This window comes from Bacillus sp. T3, assembly GCF_033449965.1.
Lineage (GTDB): Bacteria > Bacillota > Bacilli > Bacillales > Cytobacillaceae > Bacillus_BU.
Genome location: NZ_CP137761.1, coordinates 892,131 through 911,451, shown reverse-complemented (window position 1 = coordinate 911,451; position 19,321 = coordinate 892,131). Strand labels below are relative to the sequence as shown.

17 protein-coding genes and 4 pseudogenes are annotated in these 19,321 nt (G+C 38.1%); 4 read left to right on the top strand and 17 right to left on the bottom strand.

Going from position 1 to position 19,321, the window contains the following annotated elements:
* Positions 1–4 precede the first annotated feature (4 nt).
* From RGF10_RS04600 to RGF10_RS04575, 6 genes are all read right to left on the bottom strand, one after another.
* Entirely contained in the window at positions 5–1,051 is a 1,047-nt protein-coding gene (locus tag RGF10_RS04600; RefSeq protein ID WP_318507688.1) for a galactitol-1-phosphate 5-dehydrogenase, read from the bottom strand.
* 193 nt (positions 1,052–1,244) lie between these two features.
* Positions 1,245–2,516, bottom strand: coding sequence for a PTS galactitol transporter subunit IIC (locus RGF10_RS04595; RefSeq protein WP_318507687.1), 1,272 nt, complete (start codon positions 2,514–2,516; stop codon positions 1,245–1,247).
* Between the two features lie 74 nt (positions 2,517–2,590).
* Positions 2,591–2,872 (bottom strand): PTS sugar transporter subunit IIB, encoded by a 282-nt coding sequence (locus tag RGF10_RS04590; protein WP_318507685.1) that lies wholly within the window; start codon positions 2,870–2,872, stop codon positions 2,591–2,593.
* 159 nt (positions 2,873–3,031) lie between these two features.
* Positions 3,032–3,316: a PTS sugar transporter subunit IIB gene (locus RGF10_RS04585; RefSeq protein ID WP_318507683.1), complete on the bottom strand. Its 285-nt coding sequence runs from the start codon at positions 3,314–3,316 to the stop codon at positions 3,032–3,034.
* A 44-nt stretch (positions 3,317–3,360) separates the two neighbouring features.
* Complete coding sequence (locus RGF10_RS04580) at positions 3,361–3,813, bottom strand: PTS sugar transporter subunit IIA (protein ID WP_318507682.1); 453 nt, start codon at positions 3,811–3,813, stop codon at positions 3,361–3,363.
* 33 nt (positions 3,814–3,846) lie between these two features.
* Positions 3,847–5,889, bottom strand: coding sequence for a BglG family transcription antiterminator (locus RGF10_RS04575; RefSeq protein ID WP_318507681.1), 2,043 nt, complete (start codon positions 5,887–5,889; stop codon positions 3,847–3,849).
* Positions 5,890–6,224: 335 nt separating this feature from the next.
* Here RGF10_RS04575 and RGF10_RS04570 point away from each other — a divergent pair, with 335 nt between their 5' ends.
* The gene (locus RGF10_RS04570) at positions 6,225–7,004 is read left to right on the top strand and encodes an ion channel (protein ID WP_318507680.1); all 780 of its coding nucleotides are present in this window, start codon (positions 6,225–6,227) and stop codon (positions 7,002–7,004) included.
* Between the two features lie 58 nt (positions 7,005–7,062).
* Here the strand turns inward: RGF10_RS04570 and RGF10_RS04565 are convergent, their stop codons facing one another.
* The 5 genes and pseudogenes from RGF10_RS04565 to yugI all read right to left on the bottom strand — a co-directional run bounded on the left by RGF10_RS04565 (position 7,063) and on the right by yugI (position 12,360).
* Positions 7,063–7,470 carry a YugN-like family protein gene (locus RGF10_RS04565; RefSeq protein ID WP_318507679.1) on the bottom strand — a complete coding sequence of 136 codons (408 nt, stop codon included), beginning with the start codon at positions 7,468–7,470 and terminating at the stop codon, positions 7,063–7,065.
* A gap of 275 nt (positions 7,471–7,745) precedes the next feature.
* A complete protein-coding gene (locus RGF10_RS04560) occupies positions 7,746–9,095 on the bottom strand; it encodes a glucose-6-phosphate isomerase (RefSeq protein ID WP_318507677.1) in 1,350 nt (449 codons plus the stop codon).
* Between the two features lie 155 nt (positions 9,096–9,250).
* Positions 9,251–10,413: pseudogene (locus RGF10_RS04555) on the bottom strand (iron-containing alcohol dehydrogenase).
* A gap of 97 nt (positions 10,414–10,510) precedes the next feature.
* Positions 10,511–11,704 carry an ornithine--oxo-acid transaminase gene (locus RGF10_RS04550; RefSeq protein WP_318507675.1) on the bottom strand — a complete coding sequence of 398 codons (1,194 nt, stop codon included), beginning with the start codon at positions 11,702–11,704 and terminating at the stop codon, positions 10,511–10,513.
* 241 nt (positions 11,705–11,945) lie between these two features.
* Positions 11,946–12,360: pseudogene (yugI, locus tag RGF10_RS04545) on the bottom strand (S1 domain-containing post-transcriptional regulator GSP13).
* Positions 12,361–12,595: 235 nt separating this feature from the next.
* On the opposite strand from yugI, the gene RGF10_RS04540 reads away from it, so the two are divergent.
* Positions 12,596–12,934 carry a helix-turn-helix domain-containing protein gene (locus tag RGF10_RS04540; protein WP_318507673.1) on the top strand — a complete coding sequence of 113 codons (339 nt, stop codon included), beginning with the start codon at positions 12,596–12,598 and terminating at the stop codon, positions 12,932–12,934.
* A gap of 181 nt (positions 12,935–13,115) precedes the next feature.
* Here RGF10_RS04540 and RGF10_RS04535 read toward each other — a convergent pair whose 3' ends face one another.
* Complete coding sequence (locus tag RGF10_RS04535) at positions 13,116–14,300, bottom strand: aminotransferase (protein WP_318507671.1); 1,185 nt, start codon at positions 14,298–14,300, stop codon at positions 13,116–13,118.
* Positions 14,300–14,800 carry an Lrp/AsnC family transcriptional regulator gene (locus tag RGF10_RS04530; RefSeq protein ID WP_318507669.1) on the bottom strand — a complete coding sequence of 167 codons (501 nt, stop codon included), beginning with the start codon at positions 14,798–14,800 and terminating at the stop codon, positions 14,300–14,302. The genes RGF10_RS04535 and RGF10_RS04530 overlap by 1 nt, the downstream gene beginning before the upstream one ends.
* Before the next feature lie 333 nt (positions 14,801–15,133).
* Here RGF10_RS04530 and RGF10_RS04525 point away from each other — a divergent pair.
* Positions 15,134–16,242 (top strand): annotated as a pseudogene (locus tag RGF10_RS04525) (MalY/PatB family protein).
* 84 nt (positions 16,243–16,326) lie between these two features.
* Here the strand turns inward: RGF10_RS04525 and RGF10_RS04520 are convergent.
* The 3 genes and pseudogenes from RGF10_RS04520 to RGF10_RS04510 form a co-directional block, all read right to left on the bottom strand.
* A pseudogene (locus tag RGF10_RS04520) lies at positions 16,327–16,844 on the bottom strand (superoxide dismutase family protein).
* Between the two features lie 83 nt (positions 16,845–16,927).
* A complete protein-coding gene (locus RGF10_RS04515; RefSeq protein ID WP_318507668.1) occupies positions 16,928–17,134 on the bottom strand; it encodes a hypothetical protein in 207 nt (68 codons plus the stop codon).
* A 95-nt stretch (positions 17,135–17,229) separates the two neighbouring features.
* On the bottom strand, positions 17,230–17,967 hold the full coding sequence (locus tag RGF10_RS04510; protein WP_318507666.1) for a peptidylprolyl isomerase: 738 nt from the start codon (positions 17,965–17,967) through the stop codon (positions 17,230–17,232).
* 86 nt (positions 17,968–18,053) lie between these two features.
* Here RGF10_RS04510 and RGF10_RS04505 point away from each other — a divergent pair, with 86 nt between their 5' ends.
* A complete protein-coding gene (locus RGF10_RS04505; protein WP_318507665.1) occupies positions 18,054–18,437 on the top strand; it encodes a kinase-associated lipoprotein KapB in 384 nt (127 codons plus the stop codon).
* A 224-nt stretch (positions 18,438–18,661) separates the two neighbouring features.
* Here RGF10_RS04505 and kapD read toward each other — a convergent pair whose 3' ends face one another.
* On the bottom strand, positions 18,662–19,282 hold the full coding sequence (gene kapD, locus RGF10_RS04500) for a 3'-5' exonuclease KapD (RefSeq protein WP_318507663.1): 621 nt from the start codon (positions 19,280–19,282) through the stop codon (positions 18,662–18,664).
* Between the last annotated feature and the right edge of the window lie 39 nt (positions 19,283–19,321).

Here is a 19,321-nt window from a genome sequence, read left to right as displayed (position 1 = left end):
CTATTTACACCTCATTTGGAATAATCAAAACTTTGTTGTAAGATTCTTCACGATTAATCATGACGTTAAAGGCTTTTTGAGTATCCTGTAACTCGAATCGATGGGAAATAAGTTCTTTTAGCTTGATTTTTCCTTTATTGATAAAATCAATGCTTGTTTTCCATTCTTCGCCTGGGAATGGTGCGGAATAGGAATTCCAGAAGCCTTTTAGCGTTAATTCTCTTCTAAAGATGCTTTCAAATGCTCTTTCATGAAGCGTAACATCCGCATAAGCTATTCCTAAGTAACCAACCTTGCCTTTTTTGCGAGTGACAAGTAAGCATTGTTCTTGAGTAATTTTTGAACCGGCACATTCAAGCGCAATATCTACACCTAAGCCATTTGTGTATTCTTTAATTTTTTCTTCTAGATTTTCATGAAGTGGATTAATGGTTCTTTCGCACCCCATTGCTACTGCATCAGCCAGCTTCTCGTCAGATATATCAATCGCGATAATTTCTTTTGCCCAGGCAATTTTCAGCCATTGAATCGCTAATATCCCAATCGTACCTACTCCAAACACAGCAACAACATCACCGATTCTTGGTTCAATGTTTAAGACTCCATGTAGTGCAACGGCCAAAGGTTCGATCATCGCTGCTTCTTCGAAATCCATGTCACCAATTGGAATCACATACTCTGCAGGCATATTACAGAACTCAGCAAAGCCGCCAAATGATTTACTACCAATCATGCCGTGGTCTTCACATAAGTTGTATTCTCCACGGAGACAATATTCACATTTTTTACACGGATGGAAAGGAATCGCGACAACACGGTCTCCAATTTCTACATTGGTGACATCTTGGCCTTTTTCAACGATACAACCTGAAAATTCATGACCCATGATGGCTGGGAGTGGATACTTCCATTTGCTGACCATTTTGTGTGTATCTGATCCACAAATCCCTGCTGCCATGACCTTTATTTTCACTTCATCCGCTTTACAAGCTCCAATTTCAATTTCCTGGTAGACAAAGTGATTTTCTGAATGTAAGACTGCGGCTTTCACTCTAAGGACCTCCAATTTTTAGAAAAGCACCAGGTCCAAAGTCTTTAGCGATTAAATGTTCGCTTAAAACTAATCGTACCTGGAGCCTTTATAAAATTAACAGAATTTTCTTACTACTTAAAAATGTAAAGCTTCTCGCAGAGGGGGACATCTCCCCCACTGTTAGAAGTTATTTAGCGTTACAAACGATAACTTAGAAAATTGAATTCCAAAGTTGAGCAAATTTTAGGATTAACCAGTTTAATAAGTTACCACCTAAGTCTAAGCTTGAAATTTGAGTAGCACCTTCTGGCATATCAAATTGCGCGCCGTCCATCATTAATGTGTGAACTTCTGCAAAGTCTGTAGCCATGTATAGTGATAATGCAACCATTACAACACCAGCAATTAGTGAATGAATGATATTTCCTTTTCTAGAACCAACAACGAAAGCGATGTAGAATGGAATGGTAGCTAAGTCACCGAATGGTAATACTTTGTTTCCAGGTAATACAACAGCTAAGAATAATGTAACAGGTACAAGTAATAAAGCTGTAGCCATTACTGAAGGGTGCCCAACAGCTAGTGCTGCATCAAGACCGATGTAAATTTCACGATCGCCCCAACGTTTTTGTAAGAAATCACGTGCAGCTTCAGAAATTGGAATTAAGCCTTCCATTAGGATTTTTACCATACGTGGTAAAAGCATCATAACCGCACCCATTGAAATACCAACCTGTAGTATTTCTCCAACTTCATAACCAGCTAAAGCACCGATTACAAGACCAAGAACAAGACCCATCATCATTGGCTCACCAAACACACCAAAGCGCTTCTGAATATGTTCAGGATCTGCATGTAGGTTTTTGATCCCAGGGATTTTCTCAACAAGCATACCTACTAAAATACCAATTGGTCCGAATGCTGCAGTAGAACCGGTTGGTAACGAAATACCTTCTAAGCCATAGAATTTTGCAACCATTGGCGCTGTCTTATCAGCGATATAAAGGACAGCGATTTCATAAAGAACCGCACATAGAATCGCAAACCACCAGCTGTCAGTTACGATATAACCAGTTGCTCCAGCAGCGATAAAATGCCAGTAGTTCCAAATATCGATATCAAGTGTTTTCGTGAATTTTGCCATTAACAATAAAATATTTACAACTAAACAGATTGGAATCAAAATTGCAGCAACTGGTGATGCCCAAGAAAGAGCCGCGGCTGATGGCCAACCGGTATCAATAACGGTTAGATTTAAGCCAAACCGTTCAACCATTGCTTGTGCTGCAGGGCCGAGGTTATCAACTAATAATCCAATAACTAGATTGATACCAACGAAGCCGATCCCGATGATAATCCCGGATTTAAACGCTTTCTTAAAGCCTGTTTTAAAAATCAGTCCCAATATAACGATAGCGATTGGTAGAATGACGGTTGGTCCTAGACCTAACACGTACTGAACGCCAGCTAATAATTTGTCCATAATTAACCCCCGTAATGTGTTTTTTATATAATTTATCAGTGAAACGGGATCCTACTAAACAATAACAGAATGATTTATTTTAAGTGATCAAGAATTTTTTGATCTAATTTATCCATACCGATACCTGTAATATAAGCAGTAGCGATAATAGCCGGAATTTCATATGTAGTCGGCAGGATAGTAGTTGAAACGATTAAATCTGCGCCTTCTTGTCTTGACTTAACCTCTGCAATTTTACATTGAACAACTTCTGCATTGATGTTATTGTCCTTAATTAAGTTTTCAACCTTTTGGCAAACCACTGTTGAAGTTGCAATTCCTGCTCCACAAGCTACTAATACTGTAAATTTTTTCATGATGTCTTCCCCCTAATATATTTATAATTTAATAGCAACTTTTACATTGCTAGACTTCCAAACTTTAAATAATTGATTTGACCGTAAATACATTCAATTAAAATGACAATAATAAATTTATGATTGCACGTTTCGGTTAGATAGTAGTGAAAAATTCGACTAGCTTTTTAAATGGTCGATAATACTTTGATCTAATTTCTCCATCCCAATTCCGCTTATATATGCAGTGCCATTCAACACTGGAATTCTATATGTTGTGGGCAGTATAGTCGTTGAGATAATTAAATCAGCATAATCCTGCATAGATGCAACTTCAGCAATTTTACATTGAATGACTTGCGAATAAATTTTGTGTTCCTTCAATAATTCCTCAACATGCTCACTCACCACTGTTGATGTAGCAATTCCTGCTCCACAAGCTACTAGTACGGTGTATTTTTTCACTATTTATCACCACCCTTCAAGCAATTAACTAACATGTCTTCCTTTTAGGCAAAAATGGCTCGTATTTCTTCACCTTTTGATGCTTTTAAAATTTCTTCAATCTTCGAACCATCTTGAATAACACCCATTATTTGCTGTAGAACCGTTAATTGACTATGCGGTTCGTTTAAACCAAGCATAAACACAACATTTACGTCAACCTGCTTCGTATTATCATCCATTAGGTAGAATGGAACCGGATTATCCAACGTTGCGACTGCAATGAATTGCTCATGAACATATTCTGGATCTGTATGAGGAATCGCTACATTGTGGCTGTTCATGTTTAATCCAGTTGGAAAAATCGCTTCTCGCTCTTTAACCTTTTTTAGATATTCTTCCTTAACATATCCTCGCTCTAATGCTTCCTTATAAATTAATTCAAAAACTTGGTCTTGATTTTCACAGTTAACATGAACTTTAATCAATTCATCCTTTAAAAATGGTTGTAATGACATTGATACTCTCTCCTTGCACCCAATGTTTGTAATTTATTTTGAATAAGACTTAATCGTTTGATAAATGTCGATTTCATTATCCATTGCGATGAGGTTGTTTATTTCCCTTTTATCGCCTGATAGCTTTAACAATTGTTTGAGAGCATTAAAATGTTGATTTTTATCAACTGCAGCAATCACAACTACTAAATGGACTTTAATATTTTCTTCAAATTGAAGCCCTTTTTTTAGTTTTAATAAACTCATCCCAATTGCATTAACTCCGTCATCAGGTTTAGCATGTGGAATCGCAATACTCTGTCTTAGCACGATGTAAGGTGACATCGTTGGATACTGTTTTTTCATCGCTTCTATGTAGCCTTCAGTAATATTTCCCTTTGCAAGAAGCGGCTCAGCTGCCACGGAAATGGCTTCCTCCCAGCTTTCTACTTCATCTCTAAGGATAATGCTATTTGGTGTAATTAAATCACTGAGCGTATACCCTTGTTTTTGTTGAATCTCAGCTGTTTCTTTTATTGAAAAATAATCCTGTAAGGCATTTGTTAAAGGCTGCTTATTGTCCAGTTTCACGAATTTCTCAATAATATTCATAATTTGGTCGACATTAATGATCGATGAGTTCAGACCGAACATTTCCTTCATAACACGCTGACGAAGCTGCACCTTTTCAAACTCAGAAATAAATTGTTCTACAATAAATAATTTCTTGTTAGTTTGCAGTGGTACTGGTGAAAAAACCAGCTCTGATTCCAGCTTCATCTGTTCAAATTCACGAATAGACATCGCATCATAGAAATAAAATTCAGGAAAAAGTTCTCGTAATGTATTTTCCATAAGTTTAGAAATCGAGACTCCGTTTGGACAAACAACAACGGCTTTTTTCTTGATATGAAGCTTTTCACCAATATGGGTCAGATGGCCACCAATATAAATTGTAATAAACATAATTTCTGTTTCTGGTATCTCTGTACCGATAAATTCTTCGAGTGGCTTAATGGATTCCTTGACGATAAAATGCACCGCTTCGAATTGACTACTAATTTTCTCGATGACAGAATAGTTGGTTGTTAACTGATATTTCATTCGATAGTAAGCTGGCTTCATATGCTGCATCAATCTTTGAAGTAGGATTTCCTTATCCTTTAATGTTATACAAGCTTTTTTCTCGAATAAGTATAAACAATCGTCCAACGCGTTTCGCAACTGTGGCAGTTCCTCTTCCGTTAATAATTGAGAAGAAGAAACATTTGAAATCAAAAGCTGTAAGGTGATATAGAAGCGCTCTGATTCAGGAAAATCGTCAAGATTTTCAATCAATAATTCTCCTGCTTCGTATTCCTTTGTATCAGATAGCTCTTTGTAATCAATATGGTAAGTATCAGTTATGAGCTTTCCTCGCCTCATCCTTTTTAACAGGATGGCAATGCTATACGGCAAAACTTTAATTTTTTCATCGGTAAACTTTAGCCCTAATTTTGCTTCAACCTCATCCATCTTATTCCTTATTTTTTCTATTTCACAGGTTGATATTTGGATAAGTTCTTGGATAAAGCCTTCACCATTATAGATAGAAAAGATTGACGGTAATAAATCAACGAGCAGTTTTCGCTTATCCCATTCATTACCCGATAACTCGTAGCCACGAACTCTTGAATAAACGATTTCAAGTTGATAGGGTTTGATGATTGTTTGTGCATATTTCAAATCACGGAGCACAGTGTTTTTGCTAATCTCTAATGCAGTCGTAAAATGGATAAGTGACAAATCATCGCTACTTAAAACCATTAACAAGATAAGTTGGGCTCTCTCTTTTTCAGAAGGGATATACTTCGAGTCATTACTCTCTGATTTATTCGCTAACAAGTCTATTAATTTTGGATTGATGATGAACTTACCACTATTGGTTCGTTTAATAGTCGGATAGTTCTTTTCATCTAGCCAATCATTAATTTTTTTGAAGCTGTAGCTTACTTGTCTTCGAGACAGCTGGTATTTTTCTTCCAAAAACGTATTCGAGATTTCAGGGTTAGCGATAACCTCATTTAAAAGCTGGTTGCTCCTCTCGTCTAGATACATGATTGACTGCCCCCTTATCTGTTTATAGTGTAACAGTTATATTGAAAGAATTGTTTCCGCTTTCATTCCCATTTGTTGCGCTTTCATTGTGCAACATGATGATTAGATATTCTAAATTCGTTATTTTACCATAGTAACTTAATTGGAATTCAAGTTCCACAGTATAAAGAAAACTTATACCGTTACGTCTAACAAGCTTCACCACTGCAAAAAAAAGTTAACCTCTGTTGAGACTAACTTTATATTCAATCTTAAAATAACCCTAGTTATCATATTATGATTAGAATAATTTTCGGAAATAATGTACTTAGAAAGATGGCTTGAGGTGGTAGGAAATGTGGAAGCATTTATATGTGAGATACTGTCGGTTTCCGCTAGTAATCAGATTTTTGTTGATTGCTTGCTTCACGATGGTTTTATTTGGGGTAATGATTCATTTAATCGAGCCACAGCATTTCCCTACCATTTTTGAAGGAATTTGGTGGGCGATTGTCACGGCTTCAACTGTTGGGTTTGGGGATTATACGCCGAAAACCATCCTTGGCCGTGTAACGGGAATGCTTCTGATTTTTATTGGTGCAAGCATTTTAACCATTTATTTTGCCCACCTATCAACGGAGGCCGTCACGAGACAAAATGAAATTGTTGAAGGAAAGCGGGTTTTCAAGGGGATGAAACATTTAATTATTATCGGTTGGAATGAGCGCTCGCGCAATATCATCTCCACCATATCAAAACAAGCTGTTTCAACTGAAATGGTCTTAATCGATGAAACACTTGAACAACGCCCACAGCAGTTGGACCATGTTCATTTTATTAAAGGAAGATCCAATTCAGATGAAACATTGCAGAAGGCAAATGTATTAGAAGCAACAGAGGTAGTCATTACGGCAGATCAAAATAAAGATGAATTGCAGGCAGATATGCATACCATTCTAACCTTACTTGCCATTAAAGGCATCAACCCATCTATTAAGTGTATCGCAGAAATATTAACCTCTGATCAAGTATTAAACGCTAAACGCGCTGGTGCAGATCATATAATACAAGCAAATATCTTGTTGAGTTCAGTAATGTTAAAAAGTATTTTTTCGACTTCGTTTGATGAAACGTAAGGGGAGGAGATATTCATCCATCCTCCGCATAATTTTAAGCTACAAACTGTCGGTTATTTTAATCCTTTAACAGTACGTCTTCAAGCTGATGAACGAGTGTTTTACCGACACTATGAAAGCTATCTGGGATTGGTGCGTCCTCATCGGCAGGTTCTTGGAATTGATTAAAGGCAGCAGATGAATTATCGCTATGCGCATGATCATCAAGCCCTTTTTGATACTGATGTGCTAATAAATAAGGTTTGCCTAATTCAACCTTGCAGTTCCGTGAGTCAAGTTGACCGTCGATCGCCCTAAATGGAAGCCGCAAAAATTGGTAGCTTCCTTCATCACCCATTTTGTAATCAAACGCCCCATGATCATAATCCCAATTTCCACCTATGGTATAACCCATTGGCTTTAATTTTTGCTCCAATGTATACAAATCAAAATGTTTCCCTTCGAGCTGAGAAGATATTTCAATCATAATGTTAGCCGCCTTTCGTGATTTAGTTGTGATGATAGTTTTCCCTAGCTGGTTGAAAAAAATAGGGGAGCTCGTTTTCTATTATTTGTCAGTTCGCTGATATAATTGGGGATTTCACCGATATAATGAAGATTTTACCGATATATTTAGAATTTCACCGATATAATGTGAAAGTTCACCGATATATTCATTTTTTCACCGATATCCCCATTCACGTCACCCGAAACAAAAAAATAAGGCAATGTGCCAATGCACATGCCTTATTTTTATAATGCCTATTTTAAGCGTTTCTCTAGCTCTGCTTTCTTTTCTTCAAAGCCAGGTTTACCTAATAAAGCAAACATGTTTACTTTATACGCTTCAACCCCTGGCTGATCAAAAGGATTTACGCCTAATAAGTATCCACTCATTGCACAAGCTTTTTCGAAGAAATAAGCTAAATAGCCAAATGTATACTCGTTCATTGCTGGAATCGAAACGATTAAGTTTGGTACTCCACCATCTGTGTGCGCAAGCATCGTGCCTTCAAACGCTTTGTTGTTTACAAAATCAACAGTTTGTCCAGCAAGATAGTTTAATCCATCCAAATCATTGCTAGCTTCCTCGATTGTTAATTCATGGCGTGGGTTTTCCACTTTTACAATCGTTTCAAAAAGATCACGGCGACCTTCTTGAACGTATTGTCCTAATGAGTGAAGATCAGTAGAGAAGTTAGCAGATGAAGGGTAGATTCCTTTCTGGTCTTTCCCTTCACTTTCACCAAATAACTGCTTCCACCACTCAGAGAAATATTGTAAACCTGGCTCGTAATTGATCAGCATTTCAATCGTTTTCCCTTTGTTGTAAAGGACATTACGAACAACTGCATATTGATATGCTTGGTTTTCTTCTAATTCTGATTTACCGAAATCATCTCTTGCCTGCGCTGCACCGTTCATCATTGCTTCGATATCTGCCCCTGAAGCTGCAATTGGGAGTAAACCTACAGCAGTTAGAACAGAATAACGACCACCAACATCATCAGGAATGACAAAAGTCTCGAAGCCTTCTTCCGTTGCTAATGTTTTTAGTGCACCTCGTGCTTTATCAGTTGTCGCATAAATACGTGAACGAGCACCTTCAACACCATATTTTTCTTCTAGCAATTTACGGAAAATACGGAACGCGATCGCCGGTTCAGTCGTTGTACCTGATTTTGAAATAACATTAATGGAGAAATCTCTTCCATCAAGAAGATCCATTACATCTCTCATATAAGTTGAGCTGATGTTATTTCCAATAAAAATAATTTGTGGAGTTTTCCGCTTTTCTTTTGGTAATGCATTATAGAAGCTATGCTTTAACATTTCAATCGCAGCTCGTGCACCTAAATAAGATCCACCAATACCAACAACTAATAAAACATCTGAATCTTGTTTAATTTTCTCTGCAGACTTTTGAATACGCGCAAATTCTTCTTTGTCATAATTGACCGGAAGATCAATCCACCCTAAAAAGTCATTCCCTGCACCAGTTTGCTCATGTAATGAATGATGAGCAACTTTAACGAAATCTCTCAAGTATGTAACCTCATGCTCTCCAAAAAATTGAAGTGCCTTTGAGTAATCGAAACGAATATGTGTCATGTAGGATCCTCCGTTTAGTTATTTGTACCCTTACACTTTATCGAATGATGTGAGGATAATCAAGAATCATTCTCTTTTTAAAGCGCTCTCATTATGAAAACATTTTTACATCATTCAACAAAAACAAAAATATTCTACAGATTACTTGTCAAATTTTATAAGGACGCACGATAAATTGTCAAAACATCGTCTCGGTTTAGCTTCTTAAAGCGTCCAAAGTCACCATATACCATCGCACGGTCCGCCATTAATTCAAGCTTTGAATCGTCAATTTCATAGTCTGCCAAACGGGCTGGCGCACCAATACTATTCCAAAATTTGCGAAGCTCTTCAATCCCTGCTAATCCTACTTCTTCATCCGTTTTCCCATTTTGGACAACACCAAATACTCGATTCGCAAGCTTGGCAAAGCGTTTTGGATTTTCCTTTAAGGCATGCTTCATCCAATTCGGAAATAGAATCGCTAACCCACCCCGTGTGGAATATCATAAACTGCTGATACGGCATGTTCAAGATTATGGGTCGCCCAATCGCCCTGATATCCCATCGAGAGCATACCGTTTAAGGCCATTGTTCCACAATATAATATGGTGGCACGATGATCATAATTTTCGAGGTCTGCTAATAATTTAGGCGCTGTCTCCATCACTGTGAGTAAAAGTGATTCGCACATCCTGGCCCTGAAACAACGTCTCTTCAGTATGATGGAAATAGTGTTCCAACACATGAGCCATCATATCGACAATACCATAAATCGTTTGATTTTTCGGAACCGTGAAGGTGTTGACAGGATCCAAAATTGAAAATTTCGGAAATACATACGGACTACCCCAGCCGTATTTCTCATTCGTTTCCCAGTTTGTAATGACTGAGCCTGAATTCATTTCAGATCCTGTTGCCGCTAACGTTAGAACAGTGCCAAGCGGCAAAGCTTCCATTACGGCTGCTTTTTTCGTAATAATGTCCCATGGGTCGCCATCATATTTTGCTCCTACCGCTATCGCCTTCGTACAATCAATCACACTTCCCCCACCAACTGCAAGTAAGAAATCAATCTTCTTTTGTTTACAAATCTCTACTCCCTTTCTGACAGTAGAAATTCTTGGGTTTGGCTCTACTCCACTTAGCTCAAATACTTTAACACCCATTTGATTCAAATACTCTTGAGTTTTAGCATATAAACCACTCTTTTTAATACTGCCTCCACCATATACTAGTAAAACATTTTTTCCATACTGGGAATTTCCACCGTTAATTGTGAAAGCTGATCTTTGCCAAAAATGAGCTTTGTTGGATTTCTATATGTAAAATTATCCAATTTTACCACCTTCCTCGTTTCTTATTATGAGCTATTTACCAACTAGACTTGCATCAATTGATTGTTTTTTTATGAGAAATAACAACTCTTATTAACATTACTGGTTTAATACTTTCTTTATCCGCTTTATCGCCCAATCTAATTCTTCCTCAGTAATGATAAGCGGAGGAGCAAAGCGAATCACGGTGTCATGCGTTTCTTTACAAAGCAAACCTTCTTCCTTTAATGCCTCGCAATATTTACGCGCTGGAACATGTAGCTCCATCCCAATAAAGAGACCTCTGCCCCGAATGTCTTTAATGATTGGATGTTTTATTTCTTTTAATTTGTTAATGAAGTATTCACCCAGCTTTAACGAGCGCTCTGCAAGATTCTCTTCGATCGTAACGTCTAAAGCCGCAATGGAAACAGCACAAGCCAGTGGATTTCCACCAAATGTAGAGCCATGAGATCCAGGATTAAAAACGCCAAGAATGTCCTCATTCGCGACGACACAGGAAATCGGGAATACACCTCCACCCAATGCTTTACCTAAAATATAAAGATCCGGCTCAACATCTTCCCAATCACATGCAAACAATTTCCCTGTTCGTCCTAATCCGACCTGAATTTCGTCTGCAATAAATAATACGTTATTTGCTTTACAAAGATTATAAGCCTCTTTTAAAAATCCTTGGGGTGGTATGATGATCCCAGCTTCCCCCTGGATTGGTTCAATTAAGAAAGCTGCTGTATTTGGCGTAATGGCCTGAGCTAATGCAGCAAGATCACCATAAGGGATAAGCTTGATTCCCGGTAGCATTGGCCCAAAGCCCTGCTTGTATTCCGCTTCTGATGATAAAGAAACAGCTGTCATGGTTCGACCATGGAAATTTCCAACACAAGCAATGATTTCAGCATTATTTTCTGCTACTCCTTTTACATCGTACGCCCAACGTCGTGCAGCTTTAACAGCTGTTTCAACTGCCTCAGCACCAGTATTCATTGGCAGTGCCATTTCTTTTTTTGTAAGGGAACAAATTTTTGCATACCAAGGTCCTAGTTGGTCACTGTGAAAGGCTCGTGAGGTTAAGGTGACCCGATCTGCCTGTTTCTTTAAAGCTTGAATAATTTTAGGATGTCGATGTCCTTGATTAACGGCTGAATATGCACTTAACATATCCATGTATTTGTTTCCTTCTGGGTCCCAAACCCAAATTCCCGAAGCTTTTGAAATCACGATTGGCAGTGGATGATAATTTTTTGCACCATATTTCTCGGTAAGGTCTATCATATTTTTTGACTCAGTCATACCTTTCCCACCTTCCACATTTTTTGACCTACTAACTATTATGAACGCAAACTAGAAAAAAGAGCTACCTTCAACTCTTAGTATTATAGGAATTCACCTATAATTCAAGGAAGAAGATAACTCTATGATTATTCCGCTCTTTTTTACTTTTAGATTGTGTTAAACTTGACCGTTGATTTCCGCTCCAGGTGCTCGCTTCAATCAACAGACTGCTTAAAAATCGCAATGTTCTTTTACTAGCTTACTTTTTAATTAAATCTTCGCGTTGTGATTGGTCAATCCATTCTTGTAGCTTTTCTTTAAGTGTGTTGAATCCTTCTGTTAACTCGCCTTCAGTAGGGAAAGAAACATTTGTTATCAAACGCTTTTTCTGTTTTTTCGGTTTTGCTTGATCTTCTTGCTCCACTGGTGCAGCTTCAGTTGCCCGGATTGATAAGCCGATTTTTCCTGCTTCCTTATCAATTGAAAGCACCTTAACGTTAACTTGATCCCCTACTTTCAAATGGTCATTAATATTTTTCACATAACCGTGTGTAATTTCGGAAATATGAACAAGCCCTTGTGTATTTTCGTCTAATGCAACAAATGCACCATATGGTTGAATTCCGGTTATTTTACCTGGTAACAACACTACCTACCTGTAAAGTTTCTGACATAGAAACACTCCTAATTTTATATTTGAATTTATCCCATTTATACGCAATATAAAATTATAGCATAGTAATAATAAGGAAGCAAAAAATGAGGTCTGAATAATAGGATTTAAAAGATTCGTGGTAATTATTTAAAAATTTTTAAAATAATGAAAATATTTAACGAAATGTTCACGCTTTCAATCTAGGTCAGCATGATAAAATAAAGGTAAAGTAAGTTGAAAGAGGTGACATGGAAATGGCTATTGGACAAAAAATTAGACAGTCTAGAGAAAATCTCAATATGTCTCAACAGGAGTTAGCTCGAAAAATCCGAGTTGGACCAACTACCGTTGAGAAATACGAGGCAGGTCTACTTCGACCTGATACCCAAACCATTTTAACTATTTGTACAGTATTAGATATTCCTGCATCTGTTCTCCTTGAGCAAGACTTCCAATCACATTTGTCAACAATTGACCATGAAATGGAACAGCTTATTCGTGAAATCGGTCCCGACAAAGCAAAATTAATTTTAAAATTGGCACGTGATTTGACAGAAGAAGAGATCCTGGATCTTATGAAAGTACCAAAATGAAGCAAAAAATAAAAAGATTATAAAATAATGGCAAATAAAAATGAATAAAAAAGGGGAAACTGGAAAACCTTATAGCATAAGGCTTTCTAGTATTCCCCCTTTTTGATTGAGGATGGCTCAAATTATCGGAATGACAACCACAAATGAGTGTGGTCCATTCCGCTTGAGACATCCTCCTTTTTTATTTACTAACAGGTACTTTTAATTTGGTAATAAATCTTTTAATCCGCAGCATAGCTTCCTGAAGCTGTTCCATTGATGTCGCATACGAGCAACGAATATGTCCTTCACCACTAGCACCAAAGACATCTCCAGGCACAACTGCTACTTTTTCTTCGAGCAGCAGTCTTTCGGCAAACTCTGCCGAGGTCAAACCAGTACTTGCAATCGATGGAAATGCATAAAATGCACCACCAGGTATATGACAGGTTAACCCCATCTCGTTAAAGGATTGAACGATATAATTCCGACGGCGACGATAGCTCTTTCTCATATCTTCCACATCAGATTCACCTGATTTCAAGGCTTCAATGGCTGCATATTGTGCCATCGTAGCGGCACACATCATCGCATACTGATGAATTTTTAACATCGCCTGAGAAATTTCTTCTGGAGCACATACAAAACCTAATCTCCAGCCAGTCATCGCAAAGCCTTTTGAAAAACCAGAAATTAAAATGGTTCGTTCCCACATATTCTCAATTGTTGCAATACTTGTATACTCTTCATCATAAGCCAACTCCGCATAGATTTCATCAGTAATGACTAGTAGATCATGCTTCTCAGCAAAAAGAGCAATTTCCTTTAAGTCACTGCGTGTTAGCATCGTGCCTGTTGGATTATTAGGTGAACAAATAAACAAAGCCTTTGTCTTATACGTAACAACCTCTTCAAGCTGTGAGGCTTGAATTTTGAAATCATTTTCCTTTAACGCCTGAACCTGAACGGCCTTACCACCTGCTAATTCAACAAGGGGCACATATGAAACGAAGCATGGTTCAACGACAATCACTTCATCACCTGGATCAAGGATTGCCCGAAGTGTAATATCAATCGCCTGGCTTGCTCCTACAGTGACGATAATTTCAGATTCAGGTTTATATTTAACGTGAAACTGGTCATTCATATATTTTGCGATCAACTGTCTTAATTCTAAAAGTCCTGCATTAGCTGTATAGGACGTGTAACCACGCTCTAGCGACAAAATGGCTGCTTCCCTTACAGACCATGGTGTAACAAAGTCTGGTTCACCAACACCTAGTGACACAACTCCTTCAATCCCAGCAGCTAAATCGAAAAAGCGACGAATACCAGAAGGCTTCATACTTTCAACTGCTTTTGCAACATACGTTTTTGTCTTATTCATCAGGGTGACACCACAATCCGTCGATCATCATCAGTTTGTTCGAAAATCGTGTCATCATGCTTATATTTTTTCAATATAAAATGGGTTGTTGTCGAAAGCACAGAATCAAGTGTAGATAATTTCTGTGAAACAAATCGAGCGACCTCATTCATTGATTTGCCCTCGATAATAACAGATAAATCATATGCACCAGACATTAAATATAAGGATTTTACTTCCTTAAATCGATAAATTCTTTCGGCTATTTCATCAAAGCCCACCCCTCGCTTTGGTGCAACCTTTACATCAATCATTGCTGTTACTCCCTCGTGTCCATCGACCTTGGACCAGTCAACAATCGAAATATGACGAACAAGGATGTTTAAATCTTGAAGTTTATGGATTAATCCATCCACTTCTGCTACTTCAATCCCGACCATCTTTGCCAAGTCTTGATTGGATACACGCGAATCCTTTTCCAGAATTTCAAGCACCTCAAGCTCTTTTTCAGAAAGCTGCATGAAACTCCCTCCTTAATTTATAAAATTGAGTTCATTCTGCCGAATTTAGAATTGTAAGTTCATTTTTTAATTTTACCAAAATTAGTCGACAGATGTGTGAACAATTTTCTTATTGGTAAAAATAATTCTGCTTATGCTAAACTAAGTATCACTCCAGTTTGTAAGGAAAAATAGCTAATGCCTAAGCGTGAGGCTTTCATTTCGCAATAATAATTATTATATTTAATTTTGAAAATAGGTTGAAAATAAAATCACTAGGTGGTGTTTTATTTGGTTCAAAATGAATTTCATAAGGTTATTAACAGGAGTAACACAGCATCAGTAAAATGGGAAATGACAAAGCTTGTCTATGGGAAAGAAGATTTACTGCCAATGTGGGTGGCCGATATGGATTTTACTCCACCACTTAAAGTTACCGAGGCAATCAAAAATAGAGTAGAGCATGGTATTTTTGGCTATACATATACTCCCCCTTCAACAGGCCAAGCCATTAAAGATTGGCTCAAACGTCGTCATAATTGGGAAATTGAAACATCATGGATTCAATATTCTCCCGGAGTTGTGCCTTCGATTAGTACCGTTATATTAGCTTTGACCGAGCCTGGAGACAAAGTCATGCTCCAATCTCCTGTCTATACACCTTTTTTCACTATGGTTGAAAAGAATGACCGGATTGTTGTAAATGCTCCCTTGACACTTGATGAGCATCGCTTTGAAATTGATTTTCAGATATTTGAACAAAGCTTACAGCAGGGGGTTAAACTATTTTTACTTTGCAACCCCCACAATCCAGGTGGACGAGTTTGGACAAAGGCTGAATTGTTAAGAATAGGTGAGCTTTGCTTAAAATATAACTGTTTAATTTTATCAGATGAAATTCATTCAGATTTAATCTTTAAGCCCGCCAAGCACGTTCCAATTGCTTCGCTCAGCAAAGAGCTTGAACAGAACGTCATTACGTGTGTTGCCCCAAGCAAAACGTTTAATCTTGCCAGGACTGCAGGCAAGTGCAATTATTACGGCTAATGAAAGAAATCGTGTTGCAATAAGCAGGGTGCAACAGCAGCACGGGGCTTTTAGTTTGAACGTTTTTGGCACAGTCGCGATGGAGTCAGCCTATCAACATGGTGAAGATTGGCTCGAGTCTCTACTTAGCTATCTTAAAGAAAACGTAGCGATTGCGAAGCGATACATTGGCGAGAAGCTGCCAAAGCTTTCAGTAATGGAACCAGGAGGGCACATATTTGCTATGGATTGACTGCCGGGAACTTGGTCTATCAGACAAAGAAATTCAAGACCGTTTGCTTACAATTGGTAAACTGGCGCTTGAGCCTGGGGCTAAGTATGGACCAGGCGGAGAAGGCTTTGTACGGATGAATCTCGCCTGTCCACAGGAAGTTTTACTGGAGGGACTTAAACGGTTACGGGACTCGTTTAGCTAAGAGTCTTTGCTATTTCACCGTCTTTGTTACTTACTGACCTATTTATTTGAAAAGAAGAAAAATCCAGTCCTAAAAAGGGCTGGATTATTTTTTGTCCTTGTTAATTTTTCCGCAGGCGATACGTTCGCCTACATCTCCTTCTGGCTGAGTCATCCCGTCATCCTTATTTTCATAAATGACAATGGACGTACCATCCTTTGTAAATAAAGAGTTTTTCCCTTCAAGCATCGTAACATTAGGTGCCATTAATTCACCCTTTACCTTGCCATTATCTTTTACGATAATGTTCGGTAAATCCCCTGCATGAGCACCTTCAGGATGAAGCAGACCGTGCTTTTTTTATCGGGATTTAAGTCATTGCCAGCTGTTTTAAAATCCGGGCCTTTGCACTCTCCTTTTTCAGTGATGTGAATGGCATGCTCACCAGCAAGCAAATTTTTTAAATTCAAGGTTAGTTTGACACCACTCGCTTGCTCCTGAAGACCTATCGTACCTACTGAATCGCCTTTTTGATCAACCAATTTCACATCTATTTTCGTTGGATTTTCATTCGCGCACCCAGCTAATAATACAATCGGAATGAGAAAACATAATCTTCGCAATTGGGCTTCCCTCCCATAAGGAATATCGCCCTTAGTATGCCCTTTCAAACAGTGAAAAAATAAAAATAAAAAAGGGAAGCTTTTTAGCTGCCCTTTGAGATGTTTTGCCTGTTGATTTTTTCCTCTAGCTCTTTCGTTTTTGCTTCTTCACGCTTTGATACCTTTTTAATTAAGCGAAAGGTCAAAACCGCGGCAATAAAAAAGATTAAAAATGAAATCGATGCTGGAATATACTCTGTTTTATCCTCTGGAAAGTACAAAAATAATGCTAACACATACTCGTTAATCATGTTTTTCCCCCTTCTGCTCTAGGCAGGATCCCCATGACCTATTATAACAAGGACTAGTCCAGATTGGTCAACCAAAACGATTTCCACTTTTATGGCTACTCTTTCACTACGATCGACTTAATTACCACATCGTTCTTTGGCTTATCTTCAGCATTAGTTGGCGTTGCAGCAATCTTATCCACTACATCCATACCGTCAATTACTTGACCAAATACAGTATGCTTAAAATCAAGCCATGGAGTTCCACCTTTTTGATAGGCATCGCGGATTGGTTCAGGATAATTTTCAAGGAGGCTTTCCGCCTGTGGGTCCAGCTTTGAATTTTGGACGATAAAGAACTGGCTTCCATTTGTATCCTCACCTGCATTTGCCATTGATAATGCGCCGCGAATATTATAAAGACTTTCTGAGAATTCATCTTCAAAATTCTTTCCGTAAATACTTTCACCACCGCGACCTGTTCCGGTCGGGTCTCCGCCTTGAATCATAAATTCATTCATGACTCGATGGAAAATCAGTCCATTGTAATAACCATCTTTGCTGTGAGTAACAAAGTTTTCAACTGCTTTCGGTGCATATTTAGGGAATAGTTTAATTTTAATCATTCCCATTGATGTTTCCATTTCAACTAGAATTTCATCTTCGCCAACCTCACTTGATAACTGTGGATATTCACGATCTTCTTGAGCCTGTTCAGTCTCATTATTATTCTGTTCAACTGCTTCATTATTTGTTTCTTGACCATTTCCATTTGTATTGGCATTTTCATCGTTGTTTCCACAAGCTGACAAAAGGAATAGGACGGTTATAATCATTAAAACTCGTAATTTCATTTTTTTCTCCTTTAAAATCTTGATTTGTTTTCCTTATTATAACCATAATGATTAAAGAGTCCAATTGTCATGAAGGAGGAACTATAATGAGTGAATTAAATGTTGGCGATAAAGTGACAGCCATCTATAAAACAGGAAAATATATAGGGGAAATTACCGACATTCGGCCTCAACACTATTTAGTCCGTACCCTAGCTGTTGCGAAGCACCCAATGCAAGGTGATCTACACCATCCAAAGGATGCGGATGTCGGTTTCTTTCACCAGCGTCGTGCACTTGCGTTTCGCGAGCAGGCCAATATTCCAAAACAAATGGTTAAACCTTACGAAGAAGTTATACCGGATTACTTAGAATCACTGAAGGAAGCGCTTGATAAAATGAAGCAGGAATTAACGGAGAAAGCGACAGCCTGGTCACAACAAAGCCTAACACTGATTGAAGAACTAGAGCAGGATTATTTTAAAGCGTAACAAGAAAAGCGCAAGCGCCTTGCTCAGCGACGTATGGACTGGAGCCCTTCCGACTGAGATAAAGGAAACACGATGAGCACGTAAGTAGCGAATCGATGTTGACTTATCGTAGGGAGGGAGGGTGAAGTCCACTAGGCGCTAGGCGCTGGAGCTAGACACCCATCAAATTTTTATGCTTTCTTAAACTATTAAAAAGCCAAATCAGTTTGAGGTGATTTGGCTTTTTATGCGAATTTATTTAATAGCTTTGAAAAATCAACTCGATCACCAATTGTTGGTGGTTTTGGTTTTTCTAAATATTTCTTATCCTTTTCGACTAATTTAAAAATATTATAGGTAGTTAAAGCATCATCCAAGGCGCGATGGTGTTTACCAGTACCCTCTTTACCATACTCCTGAACTGCTTTCCACAGTCCAGTTTGATTTTGGTCACCAAAAAAGCGCTTATATTCCATCGATAAATCCACTTCTTTACCATTAAACGGAAACACATTTCCGCTTCGCTGACAATTATGACGAAGCACTCGCATATCCATGTTCCCCCACGTAATAATAGTGGTTGGATATAGGCTATTGAAATCCATCATCTTCTTAACAAGATCTCGAAAAGAAATTCCTTGATCAACCTGCTCCTGAGAAATATGTAGAAATGATTTGCAGCGTTCACTTAAAATAGGGAAGCGGACAGGAGTAACAAATGAGGAAAACTGTTCATTAACGTGCTCGCCTATGACAGAAACGATTCCTGCCTCGATTATTTCCGGATAAAACCCTTTAAATCTTTCACTTCTTTCAGGCATAGTAAACTCAAAATCAATAAATAAATATTGATGGTCCTCTCTCATTAATTCACCTGCTTTCTTAACCTCTCGACTGCTTTCAAA